The sequence below is a fragment of the Scopulibacillus darangshiensis genome, from assembly GCF_004341035.1.
Classification (GTDB): domain Bacteria; phylum Bacillota; class Bacilli; order Bacillales; family Sporolactobacillaceae; genus Scopulibacillus; species Scopulibacillus darangshiensis.
This window is the reverse complement of record NZ_SLXK01000055.1, coordinates 1-23,262: the sequence shown is the minus strand read 5'-3', so window position 1 is coordinate 23,262 and position 23,262 is coordinate 1. Positions and strand designations below refer to the sequence as shown.

At 41.3% G+C, this 23,262-nt stretch carries 26 protein-coding genes; 3 read left to right on the top strand and 23 right to left on the bottom strand.

Annotated elements, in window-relative coordinates; translation table 11 throughout:
• Positions 1-121 precede the first annotated feature (121 nt).
• From dnaB to EV207_RS20925, 4 genes are read right to left on the bottom strand one after another with little or no spacing between them, the layout of a single operon-like run.
• Entirely contained in the window at positions 122-1,492 is a 1,371-nt protein-coding gene (gene dnaB / locus EV207_RS20940; protein ID WP_132748143.1) for a replicative DNA helicase, read from the bottom strand.
• Between the two features lie 23 nt (positions 1,493-1,515).
• On the bottom strand, positions 1,516-1,959 hold the full coding sequence (gene rplI / locus EV207_RS20935) for a 50S ribosomal protein L9 (RefSeq protein ID WP_132748141.1): 444 nt from the start codon (positions 1,957-1,959) through the stop codon (positions 1,516-1,518).
• A 2-nt stretch (positions 1,960-1,961) separates the two neighbouring features.
• Positions 1,962-3,929, bottom strand: coding sequence for a DHH family phosphoesterase (locus EV207_RS20930; protein WP_132748140.1), 1,968 nt, complete (start codon positions 3,927-3,929; stop codon positions 1,962-1,964).
• Positions 3,930-3,972: 43 nt separating this feature from the next.
• Positions 3,973-4,908, bottom strand: a complete 936-nt coding sequence (locus tag EV207_RS20925; protein ID WP_132748138.1) for a YybS family protein — start codon at positions 4,906-4,908, stop codon at positions 3,973-3,975.
• Positions 4,909-5,154: 246 nt separating this feature from the next.
• Between EV207_RS20925 and EV207_RS20920 the strand changes: the two genes are divergently transcribed.
• Both EV207_RS20920 and EV207_RS20915 read left to right on the top strand, forming a co-directional pair.
• Entirely contained in the window at positions 5,155-6,045 is an 891-nt protein-coding gene (locus EV207_RS20920) for a cation diffusion facilitator family transporter (RefSeq protein ID WP_132748136.1), read from the top strand.
• A gap of 99 nt (positions 6,046-6,144) precedes the next feature.
• On the top strand, positions 6,145-6,357 hold the full coding sequence (locus EV207_RS20915) for a hypothetical protein (protein WP_132748135.1): 213 nt from the start codon (positions 6,145-6,147) through the stop codon (positions 6,355-6,357).
• 39 nt (positions 6,358-6,396) lie between these two features.
• On the opposite strand, the gene rpsR is transcribed toward EV207_RS20915, so the two are convergent.
• The 7 genes from rpsR to EV207_RS20880 all read right to left on the bottom strand — a co-directional run bounded on the left by rpsR (position 6,397) and on the right by EV207_RS20880 (position 11,746).
• Positions 6,397-6,627, bottom strand: a complete 231-nt coding sequence (gene rpsR / locus EV207_RS20910) for a 30S ribosomal protein S18 (RefSeq protein WP_132748133.1) — start codon at positions 6,625-6,627, stop codon at positions 6,397-6,399.
• 29 nt (positions 6,628-6,656) lie between these two features.
• Complete coding sequence (gene ssb / locus EV207_RS20905; protein ID WP_132748131.1) at positions 6,657-7,181, bottom strand: single-stranded DNA-binding protein; 525 nt, start codon at positions 7,179-7,181, stop codon at positions 6,657-6,659.
• Between the two features lie 28 nt (positions 7,182-7,209).
• Positions 7,210-7,500 (bottom strand): 30S ribosomal protein S6, encoded by a 291-nt coding sequence (gene rpsF / locus EV207_RS20900; RefSeq protein ID WP_132748129.1) that lies wholly within the window; start codon positions 7,498-7,500, stop codon positions 7,210-7,212.
• A gap of 116 nt (positions 7,501-7,616) precedes the next feature.
• Positions 7,617-8,717 (bottom strand): redox-regulated ATPase YchF, encoded by a 1,101-nt coding sequence (gene ychF / locus EV207_RS20895; protein ID WP_132748127.1) that lies wholly within the window; start codon positions 8,715-8,717, stop codon positions 7,617-7,619.
• Positions 8,718-8,818: 101 nt separating this feature from the next.
• Complete coding sequence (locus EV207_RS20890; protein WP_132748125.1) at positions 8,819-9,007, bottom strand: DUF951 domain-containing protein; 189 nt, start codon at positions 9,005-9,007, stop codon at positions 8,819-8,821.
• Positions 9,008-9,040: 33 nt separating this feature from the next.
• The gene (locus EV207_RS20885) at positions 9,041-10,423 is read right to left on the bottom strand and encodes a glycine--tRNA ligase (protein WP_132748123.1); all 1,383 of its coding nucleotides are present in this window, start codon (positions 10,421-10,423) and stop codon (positions 9,041-9,043) included.
• Positions 10,424-10,732: 309 nt separating this feature from the next.
• Positions 10,733-11,746 (bottom strand): hypothetical protein, encoded by a 1,014-nt coding sequence (locus EV207_RS20880; RefSeq protein ID WP_132748122.1) that lies wholly within the window; start codon positions 11,744-11,746, stop codon positions 10,733-10,735.
• Positions 11,747-11,822: 76 nt separating this feature from the next.
• Between EV207_RS20880 and yyaC the strand changes: the two genes are divergently transcribed.
• On the top strand, positions 11,823-12,425 hold the full coding sequence (gene yyaC / locus EV207_RS20875) for a spore protease YyaC (RefSeq protein WP_132748120.1): 603 nt from the start codon (positions 11,823-11,825) through the stop codon (positions 12,423-12,425).
• Positions 12,426-12,487: 62 nt separating this feature from the next.
• On the opposite strand, the gene EV207_RS20870 is transcribed toward yyaC, so the two are convergent.
• The 12 genes from EV207_RS20870 to rpmH all read right to left on the bottom strand — a co-directional run bounded on the left by EV207_RS20870 (position 12,488) and on the right by rpmH (position 22,845).
• Positions 12,488-13,201, bottom strand: a complete 714-nt coding sequence (locus EV207_RS20870) for a DUF554 domain-containing protein (protein ID WP_132748118.1) — start codon at positions 13,199-13,201, stop codon at positions 12,488-12,490.
• A gap of 48 nt (positions 13,202-13,249) precedes the next feature.
• A complete protein-coding gene (locus EV207_RS20865) occupies positions 13,250-14,113 on the bottom strand; it encodes a ParB/RepB/Spo0J family partition protein (RefSeq protein ID WP_132748116.1) in 864 nt (287 codons plus the stop codon).
• On the bottom strand, positions 14,106-14,867 hold the full coding sequence (locus EV207_RS20860) for a ParA family protein (protein ID WP_132748114.1): 762 nt from the start codon (positions 14,865-14,867) through the stop codon (positions 14,106-14,108). The genes EV207_RS20865 and EV207_RS20860 overlap by 8 nt, the downstream gene beginning before the upstream one ends.
• A 176-nt stretch (positions 14,868-15,043) precedes the next feature.
• On the bottom strand, positions 15,044-15,889 hold the full coding sequence (noc, locus tag EV207_RS20855; protein ID WP_132748112.1) for a nucleoid occlusion protein: 846 nt from the start codon (positions 15,887-15,889) through the stop codon (positions 15,044-15,046).
• A 96-nt stretch (positions 15,890-15,985) separates the two neighbouring features.
• Entirely contained in the window at positions 15,986-16,696 is a 711-nt protein-coding gene (gene rsmG / locus EV207_RS20850; RefSeq protein WP_132748111.1) for a 16S rRNA (guanine(527)-N(7))-methyltransferase RsmG, read from the bottom strand.
• Positions 16,697-16,707: 11 nt separating this feature from the next.
• Positions 16,708-18,600, bottom strand: a complete 1,893-nt coding sequence (gene mnmG / locus EV207_RS20845; RefSeq protein ID WP_132748109.1) for a tRNA uridine-5-carboxymethylaminomethyl(34) synthesis enzyme MnmG — start codon at positions 18,598-18,600, stop codon at positions 16,708-16,710.
• A 17-nt stretch (positions 18,601-18,617) separates the two neighbouring features.
• Complete coding sequence (mnmE, locus tag EV207_RS20840; RefSeq protein WP_132748107.1) at positions 18,618-19,994, bottom strand: tRNA uridine-5-carboxymethylaminomethyl(34) synthesis GTPase MnmE; 1,377 nt, start codon at positions 19,992-19,994, stop codon at positions 18,618-18,620.
• A 505-nt stretch (positions 19,995-20,499) separates the two neighbouring features.
• The gene (jag, locus tag EV207_RS20835) at positions 20,500-21,120 is read right to left on the bottom strand and encodes an RNA-binding cell elongation regulator Jag/EloR (RefSeq protein ID WP_132748105.1); all 621 of its coding nucleotides are present in this window, start codon (positions 21,118-21,120) and stop codon (positions 20,500-20,502) included.
• Positions 21,117-21,893 (bottom strand): YidC family membrane integrase SpoIIIJ, encoded by a 777-nt coding sequence (gene spoIIIJ, locus EV207_RS20830; RefSeq protein WP_132748103.1) that lies wholly within the window; start codon positions 21,891-21,893, stop codon positions 21,117-21,119. The genes jag and spoIIIJ overlap by 4 nt, the downstream gene beginning before the upstream one ends.
• Positions 21,894-21,925: 32 nt before the next feature.
• On the bottom strand, positions 21,926-22,162 hold the full coding sequence (yidD, locus tag EV207_RS20825) for a membrane protein insertion efficiency factor YidD (protein WP_132748145.1): 237 nt from the start codon (positions 22,160-22,162) through the stop codon (positions 21,926-21,928).
• A 15-nt stretch (positions 22,163-22,177) separates the two neighbouring features.
• Positions 22,178-22,519, bottom strand: coding sequence for a ribonuclease P protein component (gene rnpA / locus EV207_RS20820; protein ID WP_132748102.1), 342 nt, complete (start codon positions 22,517-22,519; stop codon positions 22,178-22,180).
• Between the two features lie 191 nt (positions 22,520-22,710).
• On the bottom strand, positions 22,711-22,845 hold the full coding sequence (gene rpmH, locus EV207_RS20815; RefSeq protein ID WP_132748100.1) for a 50S ribosomal protein L34: 135 nt from the start codon (positions 22,843-22,845) through the stop codon (positions 22,711-22,713).
• Positions 22,846-23,262 lie beyond the last annotated feature (417 nt).

Genomic DNA, 23,262 nt, shown 5'->3' with positions numbered 1-23,262 from the left:
TTTTTGGTATAACCATTTGTTTCCCACCTGCATAGCAGGTGGTTTATTGTTTCGCACGCTATCGCGTGCTCAACGGACTAAAGTCGTAATTAAAACCCCTGCTAACAAGCAGAGGTTTTTCTTAAGCTCCCGGAGGCATATCACTTTCATTATGCTTCCGGTCCAAGTTAACAAACTTGTTATATTCTTTTATAAATGCCAGCTCAACCGTACCGACCGGCCCGTTACGCTGCTTGGCGATAATGATCTCAATAATGTTTTGCTTTTCACTTTCTTTGTCATAGTAATCATCACGGTATAAAAACGCCACGATATCCGCATCTTGCTCAATACTTCCGGATTCCCTGATATCAGACATCATCGGGCGCTTATCTTGGCGGGACTCCACACCCCGGGATAATTGAGATAAAGCGATGACAGGGACATTCAATTCCCTTGCGATCGCCTTTAGTGTACGGGATATTTCCGAAACCTCTTGTTGCCGGTTCTCCTGGCGTCCGGATCCGCCATTCCCTTGTATAAGCTGCAAATAATCGATTAGTATCATACCCAAGCCTTTTTCCTGCTTCAAGCGGCGGCATTTCGCCCTAATCTCATTAACCCGAACACCGGGTGTATCATCTATATAAATACCGGCATTGGATAAGCTGCCCATAGCCATCGTCAGCTTTTGCCAGTCATCCTCCTCTAGACGGCCTGTCCTAAGTCTTTGTGCATCAATATTACCTTCTGCACATAGCATCCTCATAACAAGCTGCTGTGCACCCATCTCGAGACTGAAAATCGCCACATTTTCGTCAGTCTTTGTTGCAACATTCTGGGCGATGTTTAAAGCAAAAGCAGTCTTACCCACAGAGGGTCTTGCTGCAACGATTATTAAGTCATTCTTTTGAAATCCAGCCGTCATTCTATCCAACTCAAGGAAGCCTGTAGCCGTTCCAGTGATATCGCCTTTTCGGCTTTGCAGCATTTCAATATTGTCATAGGCTTCGACTAACACATCTTTAATAGATTGAAAGGCGCTTGCCCTCTTTTTCTGTGAAACTTCCAAAATCGTCTTTTCCGCATCGTCAAGGATGCTCTCAACCTCGTCCTCTCGGGTATAGCCGTCTGATACAATGCTTGTTGCCGTCCTGATCAGCCGCCTAAGTAAAGCCTTCTCCTCAACGATTTCACTGTAATACTCTATGTTTGCAGCAGTCGGGGACGAATTGGCCAATTCACTTAAATAAGAAACACCGCCTGCTTCCTCCAAACGCTTCTCATTTCGAAGATCAGCGGTAACGGTGACAACATCAACAGGCTCGCCCCGTTCAGCGAGTCCCATCATAACCGAATAGATCAGCTGATGTGATGTTCGGTAAAAGTCGTCAGGCATGAGCACTTCGATCGCTGCAGTCATTGCCTGCGGCTCTAAAAAGATTGCTCCAAGAACCGCCTGCTCAGCTTCAATATTTTGCGGAGGTGTGCGGTCCGCAAATAAGTCACTCATAACGATTTCTCCTCCGCGTCCATTTATTGTTCTGTGACATGAACCTTAAGAACAGCGGTGACCTTCGGGTGCAGCTTGATCGGCACGTCCGTGTATCCTAATGTCCTAATTGGCTCATTTAATTCAATTTTCCTTTTATCGACTTTTATATCCTTTTGTTTAAGCGCTTGGGCGATTTGCTTGCTTGTGATGGAGCCGAATAGACGGCCGCCTTCACCTGATTTTGCTTTTAGTTCTATATTTAAATTTTCAATGGTTTCTTTAAGGTTATTGGCTTGGTCGCGAACTTCTTCAGCTTTTTTTTCCTCGCCCTTTTTCTTGATTTCCAGCTGTTTCATGTTTCCTTTGTTGGCTTCAACAGCTAAACTTTTTGGGAAAAGAAAATTTCGTGCATAGCCTTCAGAAACATTCTTAACTTCACCTTTGTTGCCTTTGCCCTTCACATTTTCCAAAAAAATGACCTTCACGGTTATTCTCCCCCTTCTAAATACTCATCAATGACTTCCTTAAGTTTATCCTTTGCTTCCTCAATTGTCATGTCATTAAGCTGAGTGGCAGCATTTGTCAAATGCCCTCCCCCTCCGATGCTCTCCATGACAAGCTGAACATTGATTTCTCCTAAAGAACGTGCGCTGATCCCTATCTTTTCGTCTTTGAGAACTGAGATAACAAAAGAAGCGCGGATATTTTCCATCGACAGCAATGTGTCAGCCGCTTGGGCGATTAATACCTGATCGCACGTCATGTCCTTATCACCGACGGCAATCGCAATGTCTCCTCTGTAAAGCTCGGTATTTTGGATCAGCTTGGCTCTGCGGTTAAAATGGTCAAGATCTTCGCGCAGCAGCTTCTGCACTAAAATGGTGTCTGCACCATTTGCCCGCAGGTATGATGCGGCATCAAAGGTCCTCGCCCCCGTCCGCAATGTGAAGCTTTTGGTATCAACGGTTATCCCAGCAAGCATAGAGGTCGCTTCAATCACGCCGAGTTTAAGTTTTTTCGGCTGATACTCAAGCAATTCGGTAACTAACTCAGATGTTGAGGAAGCGTAAGGCTCCATATAGACGAGAACAGGATCCTTTATAAATTCTTCACCGCGGCGATGATGATCCATTACGACGACACGGTCAGCCTTTGTTAGAAGCTTCGGTTCCATCACCATTGACGGTTTGTGGGTATCGACGACAACCACCAATGTTTTCTCAGTTGTTTGATCGATTGCCTCTTCGGTGGAAATGAACTTTGACCACAGCTCTTCCCTTTCCTGGATTTCCTCTATTAGCTTTATCACGCCTGAACCATAGTTTTCAGGTTCAACAACAATGCTCGCGTGCTTTTCATTTGCTTCAGCGATTTCCATAATGCCGATACCGGCACCAATTGCATCCATATCCGGCAACTGGTGACCCATGACCATCACTTGGTCGCTTTCTATAATAAGTTCTGATAAGGCATGAGAGATGACTCTGGCCCGAACTCGGGTTCTCTTTTCTATCGGATTTGATTTCCCGCCAAAGAACCTTACCTTGCCATCCGGATGTTTAATGACCACCTGATCGCCACCGCGTCCCAAGGCTAAGTCTAATGCTGATTGGGCCAGTTGCCCAAGTTCCAACAGTGAGGTGGTATTCGCACCAATCCCGACACTAAGAGTTAATGGGATATGGCTTTTGGATGTCGATTCGCGCACATCATCCAGGATGCTGAATTTACCTTTTTCGAGATCTTTCAATTTACTCTGGTCAAGAACTGCAAAGAATTTTTCCGAAGAGAACCGCTTTAGGTAGATCTCTTTCTCTAAAGCCCAATCCTTTATAATCGCGGTCATTTTATTATTTAAATTGCTTTTGAGCTGATCTTCCATGCCCTGCGTGACTTCATCGTAATTATCAAGGTAAATAATGGCGAAAACGGTTTGTTCGTTACTGTAACGCTCTTTGGTTTCCAAAAAGGGTGTGACATCAAAGAGATAGAGCAGCCTTTCTTCACGCTTAGGCACCACGCGGTAACGGCGTTTGTTAATTTTAGCAACAGCTTCTTCTTCGTCTCCTGTAATAATGGGTATAAGTGCTTCAGAAATATGATTGATAGAATGAGCCAAAAAGGAATTACCGCCGGTTAATGATATCATGTACGTGTTCATCCACTCAATGTTGTACCTTTCATCGTAGAGAATAATCCCGATAGGCATCTCTAATAGAGCTTCATCGCCTACCTTTTTTACCCGGTGTGATAAAGTTGTAATATACTTTTCAAGCTTTTTTTCAAATTTAACATCGCTTCGCAGGATCCAGAAGATCACGAATGCCAAAATAACCAGGCCAACCAGTCCTATAATCCAGTTTAGTATCACGGTGCAAACTAGAAAAACAAGACTGAGAATGCCCAATATCAACAGCTGGTCTTTTCGCCAGCGATGTTTGATTTGATTCGACATATTGTCAGCTCCTATTGATATTAAAAAAGGTGTTCAACACCAATTATTTCTTTTTAATTCGCTCCCTCATATCAAAACCTAAATCAATTATACCTAAAATCCTTACAATATACATCAAGTAAGGGACAAATACGGTTAGGACGACTGCTATAATAGGAAAAGCTTTGCTCATCTTTTTGGCATGGGCAAAAAAGAAGATAAATGAAAGCCCTTGTACTACCATGACTGTTTCAAGCAAGTAGTAAATATTAATAACAACGGGAAACAGCCAACTTTCGGGCTGAATATTACCAAGAAGCATAATGATTAAGACAGCAAGGTAATACCAAATCAAACTTCTGGGAAAATGCCATTCGCGAAAGGGCGGCCATGTAGGAAAGCCAACGCGCAGCCTTCTTAATATAGGTGTGCTGACCAGTTCGACCACAAGAGCCTGTATCACGCCGGTAAGCACGATGAGATATGGGATAAAGTATGGCAACATTTTAAGTTGAGCCTGGATTTGTGCCATCTCAGCTTTTGGTTCCTGGCCCATCACTTTTGAAAGCTTTTCAGCAGTGGCCATGGATTGGTTGATTGTCTCTTTAACCATGTTTATTGGATCCAAATGGAAAAAGCCTACGGTCACACCATAGAGAATCAACAGCATAGCCATGTTTGTCAGACTTCCTCCAAGCAAAATGGCAAAGGCAGATTTTTTCATATGGAGAATAAAACCCATTACTAGGCCGGGTAACAGGAAATAAGCGGCAAAAGCCATAGCCAAAGGCCCAGATATAATCAACGCTATAACTATGGCAACGACAAGCACCAGAAAACTCGGTTTAAGCCCATTTTTGGCTGCAAAAAAGATCATCGGCAGCGGCAGAAACCACATTGATACAATGCTTAATACGGGGATAAACATTGTCATGATTAAGATTACCGCAAAAATAGCGACTGTCAGCGCCCCTTCTATGAGCGTCTTTGTTTGCTTCATCCATTACACCTCAATTTTTAACCAATCCAAACAGACTATTTGATTTACTATTCGCTTCATTCCATTTCAATACATGATTTATTCTTATAACACATAAAATAATTAAAGTTATTAAACTGGGTGGTCTTGATGTTAAAGACCATATTTATTAATATTACCAAATTAACATATCTTGAAGCAAGAAAGCCGACCCTATAAACGGGTCTTTTTTTGCCTTAGAACAACAAATGGACGGAGTGGATGACCGTGTCTTTAAAGAAATCAAAAAAGCTCTTCGCTGCGTGGATCAGTTTGATCAGTAATTTTATCTTAACGATTATCAAAATTATCATCGGTGCTGCTTTCCATAGCACAGCCCTTGTTGCTGATGGTGTGCATAATGGCGGGGATGTCATCGCATCCATTGCAACACTGAGCTCCATGAAGCTCTCGAACCAACCCGCTGATAAGGAACATCCTTATGGTCATGGCAAGGCTGAAGATATCGCTTCAGGTGCCATCTCCATCATCCTTGGTTTGGCCGGACTTTTTCTTATTTACGAATCGTTCATGGCGTTCTTTGAACCTGCAGCCTCAGTCAGTATGTGGGCATTTTTCGCCGCTATTGTTTCATTGATTTGGAAACAGCTTCTTTATAAGTACACGATCAAAATCGGCAGGCAAGCCAATAGCAAAAGTCTCATTGCCACGGCTTACGATCATCTAGCCGACGTATACGCTTCCCTTGCTGCAGTAATCGGGCTTGGCGCCGGATGGATCGGGGATATTTTCCACATCCCTTATGCCGTCTATGGTGATCCTATAGCGGGGATTGTCGTATCATTCCTTATTATAAAAGTTGCTATTGAAATGGGAATCAAATCAATTAATGTCTTAATGGAAAGCAATGTCTCGGAGGAAAAACAGGAGCATTACCGGAAGCTTATCCTTACCTTTCCCGAAGTAAAAAGAATAGACCGATTACGGGCAAGAGAACACGGCAACTATATATTAATCGACGCACGTCTAAGCGTCCCGGGGGATCTTACCATTCAAGAAGGCCATGATATTACAAAGACAATACGCGATCGGATGATGAAGAAAAACAAGGATGTTGAAGAGGTCCTGATTCATTTAAATCCTTGGTATCCGGACTAAAGAAATTTGGTGTTTTTTGTGCGCTTCAAGGGCTTATTAACATTTTGACAATCCATGCCGATAACTAAGTTAAGAACTCATATCTAAAGAGGCGATATTATGTCGGAAAACCAAGCGACTTCCGCATCAGTCCATTCGGCAATCATGGATTTTACAGTAGGCTATCAAACAGTTGGACTATTTGTTGATGAAGTGAAGCTAATGGAACCATTCATTTCCCACATCCATAGACAAAGTGGGATGAGCATCTCGATGATAGATATAGGGAAATTAGCGGGGTATATAAAAAAGTTAAACAGCAAGATTAGATAAAATTAAACAGCCTCCATAATGGAGGCTGTTTAATATATACTACTCAGTTGCGTATGGAAGCAAAGCCATTTGACGAGAGCGTTTGATTGCTCTTGTTAATTGGCGTTGGTATTTCGCGCTAGTACCTGTTACACGGCGAGGCAAAATTTTGCCGCGCTCAGAAATAAAACGTTTAAGAAGGTCTACGTCTTTGTAATCAATGTAAGTGATGTTATTTACTGTGAAAAAACACACCTTACGACGTTTCCCGCGTCCGCGACGTGCCATCATAACCCCTCCTTTAGCTTAAATTTTCCGATCTAGAATGGTAAATCATCATCCGATATATCAATCGGCTTCCCGTCATTAGCAAACGGGTCATCACCATAAGGGTTATAGTTCTGATCTTGACGATTATTATTGTTATTATTCTTTGACGGCCCTTGTTGTTGGAACTGATTACCCTGATTGGATTCGTATCCATAGTCATTACCAGTGTTACCGGTGTTACCAGTATTCCTTGACCCTTTTGGCTCAAGGAATTGCACGCTATCCGCAACAACTTCTGTCATAAATACCCTGCGGCCTTCATTGTTCTCAAAACTTCTTGTTTGCAAACGGCCATCTACACCGGCAAGACTGCCTTTGGTTAAATAGTTTGCGGCATTTTCCGCTTGCCTGCGCCACACAACAACTTGTATAAAGTCAGCTTCTCTATCACCTTGCTGGTTCGTAAATGGACGGTTAACGGCAATCGTGAAGTTTGCTACTGCTACACCATTAGGGGTGTAACGAAGTTCCGGGTTCTTTGTCAATCGGCCGACCAATACTACTCGGTTAATCATCAGAACCTCTCCCTATTAAAAATTAAAATTATTCACGTTCGTCTTTAATAACCATGAAACGAAGGACGTTATCATTGATTTTAAGAAGACGATCAAACTCATTGATAGCCTCATTGCCTGATGTAACGTAAAGCACAGTGTAAGATCCGTTGTTAAAATCATTGATTTCATAAGCCAGACGGCGCTTACCCATATCTTTCACATCATTGATTTCAGCACCATTGTCAGTCAAGATGGTAGAAACCTTTTCTTTTACAGCCTTTTCATTTTCTTCATCAAGATCCGGACGAAGAATGTACATGATTTCGTATTTACGCACGATTGTCACCTCCCTTTGGTCTAAGCGGCTCCAAAACGGAGCAGAGAGCAAGTCTTCTCACTCACAGACATAGATTATACCACATCAATCCTATCAATTGCAAAGGTAATTTTAAATTATACATTGAAACGGAAATGGATGACATCCCCGTCCTTTACGATATATTCTTTACCTTCAAGACGAAGCTTGCCCTTTTCTTTGGCGGCGCTTAATGAGCCTGTTTCCATTAAATCGTCATAGGAAACAATTTCTGCTCTGATGAACCCTCGCTCAAAATCGGTATGAATAATTCCGGCTGCTTGTGGTGCTTTTATTCCTAGACGGAAAGTCCAAGCGCGCACCTCTTTTTCACCGGCTGTAAAATAAGTTGCCAAACCAAGAAGCTTGTATGCCTTTTCAATGAGCTGATCAAGTCCGGACTGTTCGATGCCGAGCTCTTCCAGAAAGCTTTGCTTTTCCTCTCCTTCTAACTCCGCGATTTCCGATTCAATTCTAGCGGAAATAACGACAACTTCAGATTGTTCCTTTTCGGCAAATGCCCTTACTTTCTTTACATATTCATTATCGTCGGGAGCCGCAAGATCATCTTCAGCAACATTAGCGACATACAAAACTGGTTTTTTGGTTAATAAATTCAAATGTTTGATGATTTGTTCTTCATCATCTGTCAAAGACACACTTCTTGCCGGTTGTTCATTTTCAAAGGCATCCTTCAATTTTGTCAGAGCTGAAAACTCAGCAGCTGCATCCTTATCCTTTTGTTTCGCAAGCTTCTCAACCCGGCCGATCCGTTTATTAATGGACTCAAGGTCGGCTAGAATAAGTTCTAAATTAATGGTCTCGATATCATCAATAGGATCAACCTTCCCTGATACATGAGTGATATCCTTGTCCTCGAAGCATCTAACAACATGGGAAATAGCATCAACCTGGCGGATATTAGCCAGAAACTGATTACCCAGCCCTTCACCTTGACTTGCCCCTTTTACAAGCCCTGCAATATCCGTAAATTCAAAGGTTGTGGCGATCGTTTGTTTTGGATTGTACATATCAGTCAAGCTGGCTAGACGATGATCAGGGACATTTACAATCCCGACATTGGGATCTATCGTGCAAAAGGGATAGTTAGCTGATTCTGCACCTGCTTGTGTAATAGCATTAAATAAGGTTGACTTCCCGACATTAGGCAAACCAACAATACCAGTTGTTAAGCTCATTCTTTCCACTCCTCAATTTTTGAGCCTGCTTATAAGCAGGCTCTCACACTTCATTTAAGTCATTCCCCGATTTATTTCCCGGGGAATTTCGACAAACTTCCTTATTCAAGGACCTTCTTTAATCTCTTTTGAAATTGACTTCTCGGCATCATAACGCTGTGTTCACATCCCAAACACTTGATCCGAATATCAGCGCCCATCCGGATAATTTTCCATTTGTTTTCACCGCATGGGTGTGGCTTTTTCATTTCAACAACGTTATTTAATTCAAACGGAGTATCTTTAGCCATTGCTTTCCCACCTTTTCACCAAGGGACTTCCCCTTAAAAGACTAATTTGTTATTTAAGAAGTCGTTCAATTCACTGATTGGGCATCTGACTTGCTCCATCGTATCCCGGTCGCGGACTGTTACCTTGCCATCTTCTCTTGAGTCAAAATCATAAGTGATACAGAACGGGGTGCCAACCTCATCCTGCCTGCGATACCTTTTGCCAATTGATCCTGTTTCATCATAGTCTACCATGTGATGCTTAGCTAATTCTTTATAGACGCCTTGTGCCTCATCTTTCAACTTCTTCGATAAAGGCAGAATGGCTGCCTTATATGGGGCCAGTGCTGGATGAAGGCGAAGGACGTGCCTGGAATCATTTTCTCCAATTTGTTCTTCCTCAAATGCATCAATTAGAAATGATAATGTCACGCGATCAGCACCGATAGAAGGTTCTACAACATATGGCAAATACCGTTCATTACTCTCCTGATCAATATATTGCATATCCTCACCGGATACTTCCATATGACGTTTCAGATCAAAATCAGTCCGTGATGACAAACTGGACAGTTCCCCCCAGCCGAATGGGAATTGATACTCTATGTCAGTCGTTGCGTTGCTATAATGAGGCAGTTCTTCTTTTTCATGGTCACGCAAACGGACATTGTCTTCCTTCATATTTAGTGATACGAGCCAATCACGGCTGAATGTCCGCCAAAAATCAAACCATTCCATTTCCTCTCCAGGCTTACAGAAGAATTCTAATTCAAGTTGTTCGAATTCCCGTGTACGGTAGGTGAAATTTCCTGGTGTGATTTCATTACGGAAGGATTTACCGATTTGTGCAATGCCGAATGGCAGCTTTTTGCGCATTGTTCGCTGCACATTTTTGAAATTAACAAAAATACCTTGAGCTGTCTCCGGCCGCAAATAAATTTCATCAGCGCTCGTTTCAGTCACACCTTGAAATGTTTTAAACATCAAATTAAATTGCCTGATGGAGGTAAAATCCTTTTCACCGCATTCCGGACATTTAACATCATGATCCTTGATAACCTTTTCCATATCATCAAAAGATAACCCATCAACAGGACCCGGAAGCATTTCTTCCGAAACTTGGGCTTCAATCAGTTTGTCGGCACGGAAACGCGATTTGCATTTTTTGCAATCCATCATGGGATCATTAAAATTAGTTAAGTGCCCGGAAGCCTGCCATGTCTTTGGATTCATTAATATGGATGAATCAAGACCAACGTTATATGGCGATTCCTGAACAAACTTTTTCCACCAAGCCTTTTTTACATTGTTTTTCAATTCAGCACCAAGAGGACCGTAATCCCATGTGTTCGCCAGCCCGCCGTAAATTTCTGAACCCGGGAAAATAAAACCCCTTTGCTTCGCTAAATTGACGATTTGCTCCATTGTTGCACCCATTCTTCATCTCTCCAATCATATAAAATAGCCCTCATCCCAAAGGCAACTGATGCCTAGGGACGAGAGCTTTTATTCTCACGCGGTTCCACCCTAATTGATACACAGGTAAGTGTACCCTCTTTGTTTAAACAGCTCGGGAGTGCCTTTTCTCTAAAACCCTTGTCTTGGGCTCACACCATCCCCAAATCGCTCCGCCAAGGCTTATTTTAGATACTTCTTTCCCTCATCACTGTGATATGAGATGATTCTTAGCATTATTATATACAGTTCATTCTTAACAATCAATGTCTCAGGGGAATTTTGTGCAGATCAATCAAACCTATGCATAATAGGATAAATCAATATTGCTGCCAGCAAATAAAGGTTAAGAAAACCATATATTGGGTATAAAATGCCAATAAGCTTGGAAAATCCCAATGTTGTCAGAGGAAGCATTAAAATGACAGCAATGAGTGACAAACACCAAAGCGGCAAACGAAGCACATGTCTAAACCTAGTCACCAATCCAAAAATCCCAGAGGCAGCCGTAGTATATATAGCAAACCACAACAGCGCTGACATAATGATCGTCATGGCATGAGGATAGGCTTTTAATAATCCAAACAAAGGAATTTCATAAAGGATGATCTCATGGGTGATCTTCAAAAGAGATTGGTTATATAGAAAAGAAATGGCACCTAAGATCAACCCGCTGCCAATACTTGCAATCCAGATCTCCCCCTTACCTTTTATATCACGGCCAACGGCAGATATCACAGCAACCAGAGGAAGAATATTTAGAGCCGTAAAGGTGAAAGCTGAGGGCCAATTTGATTGCCTTAACCAATTAACTGCCATAACATTTTCAGTTGTTTGGATGAATTTCACCAGTACCCCCACAAGCAGCACAATCAATATTGGAATGACAACAGTACTCATAGACACCATACCTTTATTTCCCCATATAAATAAAAGAATAAGACATGTACTTATAAATGAAATACCAAGCCAATTTGGTAGTCCAATCACCACCAGCGATGCCCCGCCGCCGGCAAGCATGATGACTGTTGTTGAAAATAAATAGAGTATAATCATACCGTCATATAGCCCAGAAAACCGTTTGCCGAGCAGTGCCTCCAGCGCTGGCATGTAATGGATGGTCTTGTGGTTATAGCTGATCGTCATGACTACCAATGTGGAAATAATAATAAGGGTCGTAAACAGGATGATGGCTAAAGCGCTTTCTTGTCCAAAAAATTGCCAAAGTTCCCGCCCTGATGCATACCCAGCGCCAATCATTGTACCTAATATAAGAAACATCCATTTAAATCCGGCTTTAACCATAATTCTCCCCTCCACCATGTATAGAAAAAACTGTTTTTCCGTATACTATTAGTATTATTATCAAGGAGAGGAACCTATGAATCTCAAACAAAAGTTTCTTCCAATAAAAAATACTGATCATCGGATTCACTACAAGGATCATCCTTCACGGATTAAAATTATTAAATCAATCGAAAGATACCTACCTGAATCGATGGATACACCCATTGTGATTGTGTGTATTGGCACTGACAGATCAACAGGCGATGCTTTAGGTCCTCTTATTGGAACTCGGCTGAGGGAAAAGAAAATGAGTGATGTAGAGGTCTTCGGCACCCTTGAGAACCCTGTCCACGCTGTTAATTTGGAGGAAACCATGACTGAGATAAAAGGTATCTACCAAAAACCTTTTATAATAGGGATTGATGCCTGTCTTGGAAATTATAATCAGATTGGTATGATTACTGTTGGAGAGGGACCCGTATTGCCTGGTGCAGGTGTCAATAAGAAGCTGAATCCAGTCGGTGACATGCATTTGACGGGTATTGTAAATGTAAGTGGACATATGGAATATTTTGTCTTGCAAAATACGAGGCTTAATCTTGTAATGAACATGGCTTATGTTATCGCTGATTCAATCCACGCCGCCCTTTCAAACTACAAAAGGAAAGAATTCACCACAAAGATTAATATTAAATAAAGAGGGTACATAAGAGGCAACACCACCTCTGACATTGATCAGGGCGGTGTTGCCTTTGCATTTTATATTAATGGTTTAAGATAAAAAATCCCTGTGACGATTAAAATACAGATTACAATACTCGGCAGCAGATTGGCTGTTCTTATTTTGGTGATATTCAGCAAATTCAATCCGATCGCCACAATAAGCAGACCGCCTGTCGCTGTCAATTCATTGATAAGCTGAGCCATTAATGGCTGCGGTACGAATGTTTCTATCTTGGTAGCAAGCAGGGCAATGGCACCCTCATAAAGAAAAACAGGGATAGCGGAGAAGATGACACCTATTCCCAATGTGGTGGAGAAAATCAAAGCAAAAAAGCCATCAAGCATGGCCTTTGTAAAAAGGACACTGTGATCATCCCGCAAACCACTGTCTAAAGCCCCGACAATTGCCAAAGCTCCAACAACAAAGACAAGGGTCCCTGTCACAAAAGCACTGGCGATATTGCCCTCTCCGCGATTTCCCACCTTTCTTTCTAAAAAGCGGCCAAGACGATTCAGTTTTTCTTCAAGTTCAAACCCCTCACCTATGACAGCTCCCAGAGCCAGACTGCCGATAACAATAAGAAATTGATCACTTTTTAATCCCATTTGCAGCCCAAGTACGACAACAACCAAGGCCATACCATGGGTCACTGTATGCTTTATCCTATCGGGTATTTTAGTAAATAAGTTTCCTAAGATAGATCCAATCATGATCGCTAATGTGTTTACAATTGTTCCTAATAAAACCATACATCAACCCTACTCTAATAAAGAAACTTGCCAAATGGCAAGTCTCTTTTATCCTTTTTTTTGACCCTCAAGAAGATCGATTAACCGATTAAGATCATCTTGTGAATAATAATCAATTTCTATTTTGCCCTTTTCTTTGTTTTTCATTTGTTTAATTGATACTGATGTACCAAACCTTTCTCTTAAAACCGTGACTTTTTGTTTTAACTCGGGAGCTATTTCCGCCTTGGGTTTTTTCGGCGTTTCACGTGGAACATTTTGGTTAAGCTTCTGTATAAGAAGTTCTAGATCACGCACATTCATCTTTTCCTTAATAATTCGGTCAACAAGAGCAGGGAGTTTTTTCTTATCTTTTAAACCCAACAATGTCCTGCCGTGACCCATTGACAATTTACCCTCCGCGAGAAGCTCCTGTATTGGTTGTGAAAGCTGCAACAGCCGCAAATGATTTGTTATGTAAGGTCGGCTTTTCCCTAGTTTTTTTGCAAGCTCCTCCTGTGTTATCCCTAATTCATCCATCAGTTTTCTGTAGGCTAAAGCCTCCTCAATCGGATTCAAATCCTCCCGCTGGAGATTCTCAATCAGGGCAATTTCCATCATTTGTTTATCCGTCAATACTTTTATAACAGCAGGAACCGTATTTAGTTTTGCCGCAATTCCTGCGCGGTATCGCCGTTCTCCTGCAACTATGTCATATCCTTTTATGCTTTTCCTGACAATTAACGGCTGGATAATACCATGTTCTTCTATAGATGTTTTCAGTTCATTAATAGCTTCCTCATCAAAGCTTTTCCGTGGCTGATATGGATTCGGCCTTAATTCATTAATCTTTATTTGTTGAATGGCCTCTTTATTATCCGTTTCGTTCTCCGGAAAAAAAGCGTTAATCCCTTTTCCTAAACCCCTATTCATTCATCATCACTTCCTTTGCCAATTCAAGATATACTTCTGCACCTCTTGATTTAGGATCATAGATGATTATCGGTTTGCCATAGCTTGGCGCTTCCCCTAATCTCACATTACTTGGAATGATCGACTGAAAAACCTTATCTTGAAAATACTTTTTCACTTCTTCAATAACCTGCAAACCAAGATTCGTTCTTGCATCAAGCATTGTAAGTAAAACACCTTCAATCGCCAGCTGATTATTTAGATGCTTTTGCACTAGTCTTACAGTGTTCAATAGCTGGCTGAGACCTTCAAGTGCATAGTATTCGCACTGCACAGGGATAATTACCGCGTTGGATGCGGTAAGTGCATTAATGGTTAAAAGCCCTAATGAAGGCGGACAATCAATGAAGACATAATCATACTGATCGATGACCTTTTCCAATGCCCTTTTGAGTCGAATTTCCCTTGATATCGTCGGGACAAGCTCAATTTCTGCCCCGGCTAATTGTATTGTTGAGGGAATCACATCAAGGTTTTCTACTGCACTTCGCTTGATCACCTTTTTGGCATCAATGTCCTCAACCAACACATCGTAAATACATTCATCTATATCGCCTTTATCGACGCCAACCCCGCTTGTTGCATTCCCCTGCGGATCGGTATCAACCAGCAGTACTTTCTTCCCGAGATGGGCCAAACAGGCGCTAAGATTAACGGAGGTTGTTGTTTTGCCTACTCCGCCCTTCTGGTTAGCGATGGCTAATATTTTGCCCACAATGTCACCTACCCTTATCCATCCACAAATTCATTACTCTTATTCTACCATTAATCAGATTGATAGAAATAAAATGAACAAAGATTCCTTTTAAAATCTATTTATCTATGATAAAAACAATTAAAACAGGGATGCCAAATATATTGGCCCCTGTTATTATAAGTCGCATACAAATTTTATTTTTTGGGAATACGGATTGTAAATTGATAGTATTCATCCATGTCTTCTTCATTTGTATCTATATTAAGCCCAGAATCAACTACCATATCCACTGACTGCCTAATGGTATTAACGGCAATTCTCATGTCCCTGCTTAAAGATTGCCGCTTTTTCTGCTTTTCTTTTGGCGCCTTGTCGTTCCCTTCCAAAAGGGTCTTTACGCGATCCTCTGTCTGTTTTACATTTAGATGCTTTTCCAGGATTTCCGCCAACAATTTATCTTGCTTTTCCGGATCCTTTAAAGCAATGAGCGCCCGCGCATGTCTTTCTGAAATGTTTTTTTCTAACAATGCATTTTGTACAGAAGACGGCAGCTTTAACAATCTTAGTTTGTTAGCAACAGTTGATTGGCCTTTACCCAAACTTTGAGCAAGACTTTCCTGGGTTAAACCATGGATATCAATCAGCTTTGCATAAGCCATGGCTTCCTCAATCGCTGTGAGATCTTCACGTTGCAGATTTTCTATAAGCGCTACGGCTGCTGTTTGCTCGTCGTCGAATGACTTGATAATTGCCGGAACCTTTTCCCATTGTAAAAGTGACACGGCTCGCCAACGACGTTCCCCGGCAATAATTTCATATTTATCATCTGTTTTTCTTAAAACAATTGGCTGGATAATACCATGAGTTTGAATCGTCTCCGCCAGCTCTTCAATTTTTTGATCATTAAAAACCGTTCTTGGCTGATAACGATTTGGAATGATTTCTGAAACAGGGACATCTTGTACTTGGCCTTGAACATTTTCTTCCTCAGGTATTTCCTTCTCACTTTGACCAAAAATCTTGGAAAAAGGATGCTTCATGTCTCTACACCACCCTTTGCTGTCTCCCCATTAATATGAATATGTTCGCTCTCCAAATTGAAATTCCTGCAATAACCTGTATGCCACATGAAACTATCATAAAGGACTTTTATTTGGCGTGCCGGGTTTTCTAGGATACTTATTTGGTGTCTTCTTTATTTTATCAATAAATATGAGATGGCGATGGCTTTTTTCTTCAGGCAAAAGTAAGGTTTGAACATTGTTTAGTCTCCCGCCGAGACTATTAATCGCTTTCGATGCACTTTTGACTTCTTCATCCGCGCTCGCACCTTTTAAGGCTAAAAAGATGCCGTCTAATTTTACCAGCGGCAGGCAATATTCACTTAGAACTGATAGCTTAGCAACAGCCCTTGCTGTTACTATGTCAAACGATTCGCGATGCTCGTTGTTTTGCCCGAATGTTTCCGCTCTGTCGTGGTACAAGGATACATTTTCCAACGATAATTTTTTTACAAGCTCATCTAAAAAGCTTAATCGTTTTTGTAATGCATCAACAATGGACACTTTAAGGTTTGGAAAGATAATTTTAAGCGGTATGCTTGGGAAGCCAGCTCCCGAACCAACATCACATAATGAAAGATCCTTGTCAAAGTCAAGGTAAAAACTAGGTGTTAAAGAATCATAGAAATGTTTCAAATAAACTTGGTCCCGCTCCGTTATTGCAGTCAAATTTATCTTTTCATTCCATTCCACAAGCAATTGATAATATGTATGAAATTGTTTAATTTGAAAAGGAGAAAGGGTAAAGCCCTTCTCCTCCAATAAAGTTGTAAACGTCGTCTCCATATTATCCCCCATTAGGCCTTAGCCACTTTGGCTAATTTCCCCTGTTCAAGATACACAAGCAAGATAGAAATATCGCTTGGATTGACACCTGATACCCTGGATGCCTGGCCGACCGACAATGGTTTAACTTCGCTGAGTTTTTGCCTGGCTTCTGTTGCTAATCCGTTAATTACCATATAATCCAAATCCTCAGGGATCTTTTTGCTTTCCATCTTGCGCATTCTTTCCACCTGCTGCAGCTGTTTTCCAATATAACCTTCATATTTTGTTTGGATATCGACCTGTTCAGCAACATCTTCCGGTATTATATGATCAGCTGGAACGAGCATTGCTATATCTTGATAGGTTATTTCAGGTCGCTTAAGAAGGCGTTCAGCTGATACAGCTTCCTTCAGTTCAGGGGCACCTTTTGCCTTTAATATTTCTTGAACCGCTTCGGTTGGTTTAATCGTTAATTTTGACAACCGCTTCCGTTCATCTTCAATCATTGCTTTTTTATTAAGGAATGTCTGGTAACGATTATCAGAAATGAGTCCGATGTCATAGCCGACATCAGTCAATCGCAAATCAGCATTATCATGGCGAAGTAATAGACGATATTCTGCACGAGAAGTCAGCAAACGATAAGGCTCATTCGTTCCCTTCGTCACTAAGTCATCGATCAAAACGCCGATATACGCTTGAGAACGATCAAGAATGACCGGTTCTTTTTCAAAAGCTGCTCTTGCCGCATTAATTCCGGCCATGATACCTTGTGCCGCGGCTTCCTCATAACCTGAAGTACCGTTGATTTGACCCGCTGTGAAAAGACCTTTAACCTGTTTCGTTTCAAGTGTCGGCCAAAGTTGGGTCGGAACAATAGCATCATATTCAATGGCATAGCCGGCCCGCATCATTTGCGCATTTTCAAGACCCGGAACAGTCGTCAGCATTTTACGTTGGACATCCTCAGGAAGACTTGTTGACAATCCTTGTACATAAACCTCATCTGTATTTCTGCCCTCGGGCTCCAAGAAAATTTGGTGACGGGGTTTATCGTTAAATCGAACAATTTTATCCTCAATCGAAGGACAGTATCTTGGTCCTGTCCCTTTTATCATGCCCGAATACATTGGCGAGCGGTCAAGATTACCATTAATAATCTCGTGTGTTTTATCGCCAGTATAGGTTAACCAGCATGGTATTTGATCCATAATAAACTTTGTTGTTTCATAGGAAAACGCACGCGGTTCTTCATCCCCAGGCTGTATCTCTGTTTTAGAGTAATCAATCGTATTGCTGTTAACCCGCGGCGGTGTACCGGTTTTAAATCGCACAAGGTCAAAGCCCAGCTCCTGTAAATGATACGAAAGGTTAATTGACGGTTGCATGTTATTAGGGCCGCTCTCGTAAGATAAATCTCCGAGGATAATCCTCCCTCTTAAGAAGGTACCGGTTGTAATAATCACTGTTTTGGCACGGTATTCTGCATTTGTTTTGGTTACAACCCCATTGCAAATACCATCCTCCACGATTAACCGCTCTACCATTCCCTGCTGCAATGTTAGATTTTCCGTGCGTTCAATGGTTTTCTTCATTTCCTGTTGATAGTGCACTTTATCTGCCTGTGCCCGCAACGCTCTGACAGCAGGGCCTTTTCCTGTATTCAGCATTCTCATTTGGATATGCGTTTTGTCTATATTACGGGCCATTTCTCCGCCCAAAGCGTCAATTTCACGAACAACAACACCTTTTGCGGGTCCGCCGACGGATGGATTGCAAGGCATGAAAGCTATAGCGTCTAAGTTAAGCGTGAGCATTAGCGTCTTCGCACCCATACGCGCCGCAGCAAGTCCTGCTTCAACACCAGCATGTCCCGCACCAACAACAATCACATCATAATTTCCCGCTGGATAGGTTGTCATATGCTTTACCTCCTTCTCTATTTTCCTAAACAAAATTGTGAAAAAAGCTGATCAATCAAGCTGTCAGAGACCGTATCACCAACTATTTCACCTAATATTTCCCACGTTCTGCGAACATCAATTTGTGCCATATCGACAGGAACACCAAGGCCGATGCTGTTAATAGCCTCATTGATAGCCTCATTGGCCTGTGCCAATAATGCTATATGTCTTGTATTGGAGACATAAGTTACGTCTTGAGTTTCAATGCCTTGCTGGAAAAACAATGAAGCAATCGCCTGCTCGAGGTCATCGATGCCCTCTTCTTTTAATAATGATGTTGTTATAACGGGTTGCCCGCATGCAAGTGTTTGTACCTCATCAAGTGATATGCGACAATCAAGATCTGTTTTATTTACGATAACAATAGCATCCATTCCCTTTATTGCTTCAAACAGCTGACGGTCTTCATATGTTAAAGACTCATGATAATTAAGCAATAATAAAATAAGATCAGCTTCCTTTAAAACCTTTCTTGACCGTTCAACGCCGATTCTTTCAACGATATCCTCAGTATCCCTTATTCCAGCAGTATCGACAAGCCTAAGCGGCACTCCCCTGATATTAACGTATTCCTCTATCACATCCCGGGTTGTCCCAGGAATATCAGTTACAATTGCTTTATTTTCATGAACCAAACTATTTAATAAGGAAGATTTGCCAACATTCGGCCGGCCAATAATCACCGTCGAAAGACCTTCCCTCAATATTTTCCCCTGTTTGGCTGTCACCAGTAACTCTTCAATTTTATCATGAACCATCTGTGCTTTATCAAGTAAAAGGTGATTTGTGACCTCTTCAGCGTCATATTCAGGATAATCAATATTTACTTCGACACTTGCAATGATCTCAAGCAATGTTTGCCGTAATTGATGAACAAGCTTTGATAACCTGCCCTCCATCTGTCCCATAGCAACTGTCATGGCGCGGTCTGTCTTTGCCCTAATAAGGTCCATAACTGCTTCGGCCTGCAACAAATCAATCCGTCCATTTAAAAAGGCGCGTTTGGTAAATTCACCCGGTTCGGCTAGACGTGCTCCTTGGCTAAGCGCCAATTCGAGCACCCTGTTGACTGACATGAGACCGCCGTGACAGTTAATTTCCACGATATTTTCCCTTGTAAAGGTTTTTGGCCCCCTTAGTACAGATACCATGACTTCTTCAACATGCTCACCCGTTCTAGGATCATTAATCTTCCCATAATGAATCGTATGGCTTTCTACCTCTTTTAATTTTCTTTTCCCGTTATATAATTTATCAGCAATGCCGATTGAGTCCGGCCCGCTCAAGCGAATGATCGCAATGGCACCTTCCCCCATAGGCGTGGATATTGCTGCAATTGTATCTGTTTCCATTTTCTTCACCTCTTTTGCACTAAAAACATTTTTCATAAAATCTATATTCAATTTATCCACAAAATAATTAGTCCCTAACACAATAGCTTACCACAAATATGCTTGTGGATAAAGTTACTTTTTCTTCTGCCTCTTTTTGTTGTGGATAATATGACAGCCATCCTTATTCGACACTTATCCACAGCATTTTTTTCAACCCACTTTACGACACCATTCTTACCTATCAACAATAAAGTAAACTTGGCTTATCGCCAAAAACTTAATAGCAAATTCTGTTGATACGTAAAGAAAACTCGCCGATTGGCAAGCCTTTGGTGAAGACAGAGGCGTAGTTGCGACGCACAGGACGTGCTAGTACTGGCGTTGTAACAGGATGTTACGTCTTTAGCCAGTGCACTTATGTGCGTCAGAAAGTTATACTTTCTGATTAACTAAAAAAAATAACACCATAACAATTAAGTTATGATGTCAGAAATAGAGTTATTATGTTAAATTCACTTGTCGTTTACGATTCTGGAGAAATTGTCACATAGCGATGCGGTTCTTCACCTTCAGATGCGGTTTTGATATGTCGGTTAGGCTGGAGAACGGTATGGACGATTTTCCTTTCATAAGCGGGCATCGGGTCAAGCTTAACTTTCCGCCGGTTTCTCACCGCTTTATGTGCCATTCTCTCCGCCAGGATTTCAAGTGATTCTTTTCTTCGCGCACGGTAGTTCTCAGCATCGAGCACAATTTTCAGCTTGTGATCTGAATGTTTATTTGCCACGAGATTTGTCAGATACTGAAGAGCATTGAGTGTATGCCCTCTTTTGCCGATCAAGAGTGCAAGGTCATCACCGGTTAATTGGCATTCGACATTTCTTTCATCATGCTGGGTGGCTTTGATCTCAACAATGACACCCATTTTTTCGACAATATCCCGCAAATAATTGATCGCTTTCTCAATCGGATTTTCCTTTAAAATAACTTTCACAATAGCAGGTTTGGCTCCGATACCAAGCAAGCCTCTTTTTGGTTCTTCTAAAACATCAATCGTCACCTGATCTAATGTTGCATGTAATTCCTCGAGGGCCTGTTCAATGGCTTCGTCAATTGATTTCCCATTCTTAATGACTTCCCTCACTTCTTCTTCGCTCCTCCTGTTTGGTCAATTTTTTCCGATTTCTTTGGAGCATAAACAAAGTAGGTTTGGACGACCATAAATATGTTACCAACGACCCAGTAAAGCGCTAATGCTGCTGGGAAATAAAAGGCCATGCCAGCTATAAAAATAGGGAAGATATACATCATCATAGCCATTTGCGGATTGGCATTTCCTGTACGTCCGAGCATCAGCTTTTGTTGAACGAAAGTTGTCAAACCGGCTATAATCGGCAAAATATGATATGGATCTGCATGACCGAGGCTAAACCAAAGGAAATCATGCTGTTTGATTTCCTGCGTTCTCATGATCGCGTGATAGAACGCTATTAGAATCGGCATTTGGATGACAATTGGGAAACAGCCAGCTAATGGATTAACCTTATGTTCCTGGAACAGCTTCATTGTTTCTTCTTGCAGCTTCTTTTGTGTCTTTTGATCTTTGGAACTGTACTTCTCTCTAAGTTTCTTTATCTCAGGCTGAACATCCTGCATAGCCTTAGAACTTTTTACTTGTTTGATCATTAAAGGCAGTAAAACTAATCTTACAATAATTGTTGTAACAATAATGGCTAGTCCATAACTTCCACTAAAAAGATCTGCTACATAACTTATAAACTGCGATAGCGGCCAAACAAAGTATTCGTTCCAAATCCCAGTACTCTCTGCATTAATCGGCTTTTTATAGTCAGTACAACCCGAAAGAACCGTTATGAGCAGTAAAAGTGCCGCCGTCACGGCTATTTTTTTTCGCAACAACTTTACCTCCTTGATAATCCGAACCAGGATCAGCGAAACTTTTTAACGTTATCTTTTTCCGGAACAGGGTCGAACCCTCCCGGATGGAATGGATGACACTTCAATATCCTTATAATCGTTAAAAAGCCGCCTTTAAAAATGCCAAAACGTGCTATAGCCTCAATGCCATAGTGGGAACAGCTTGGATAAAAGCGGCAAGTAGGCGGTTTCAGAGGTGAAATCACCTTTTGGTAAAAGCGGATCATGCCGATAAGCAGCCACTTCAAACCTATCACCTTCTACTATCTCTTTAATACCTTCGCCCTCTTTAAGACATGCTTGAGGCTGCCAAGGCTTTCTTGATAACTCATGGCCGCAGTAGGTTTCCTGGCTATAATAATATAGTCATTACCCATTTCAAGCTTGTCCTCAAGATGCCTTAGAACTTCTCGAACGTGACGCTTAATCCGATTTCTAGTTACAGCATTTCCAATTTTCTTGCTTACGGATAGTCCAATTCTAGAATACTCACGTCCTGGACATTTTAGAACATAAATAACAAACTGCCGATTTGCAGTTGATCTTCCTTTGTTAAAAACATGTTGAAAATCTTTATTTTTCTTAAGCTTTTCTAGTCTCTTCATTTTGTCACTCCGTATGTACGGATCTTCAACTTAAAAACCTTTATATCAAATAGTATAGACAAAAAATTAAAAGAAAACTAAGGCTTTCGCCACTTTTGGCGATAAGCCAAGTTTTCTTTATTCTTTTCATGCCTTGAGGAATATAATATTCCTTTATGTGAAAAAAGACCACTGTTGGTCTCACAGTGGCCTTATGCTGATAGTACTTTTCTTCCTTTACGACGACGACGTGCTAGAACCTTACGTCCATTTTTTGTTTGCATACGGGAACGAAAACCATGTACTTTCTTTCTTTTACGAGTATTTGGTTGGTAAGTACGTTTCATGAAATACACCTCCTGAAAAAAACTTTCATAAAAACATAAATCAACTATTTTGATGGCTAATTGACCTTATTTAAAAAGCAAAAGCGATTTGCTTACAGATCCCGTCATACTTTGTCTCTCTGGCATAACGATCATCCTATGCTTTGTTCCATAGGGCACAATACCAAACACAGTCTGACTTATTATAATGAGAAATTGATTTTTTGTCAAGAACCCTCGTCAATCGCATTTCCAAAGTTACGTCTAAGAAGCCGGTAGTCGTATTTTATGATTTTAAAGTTACCCACAAATCAACTTATGTACAAGCCCCAAATTTATATGTGGCCTAGATTATTCATAGAAAATCCTCAATAAGACAGAAATGCTTACCCATCAAGCGATTTCGTCATACTATTACGCATCAAATAAATGAAAAAA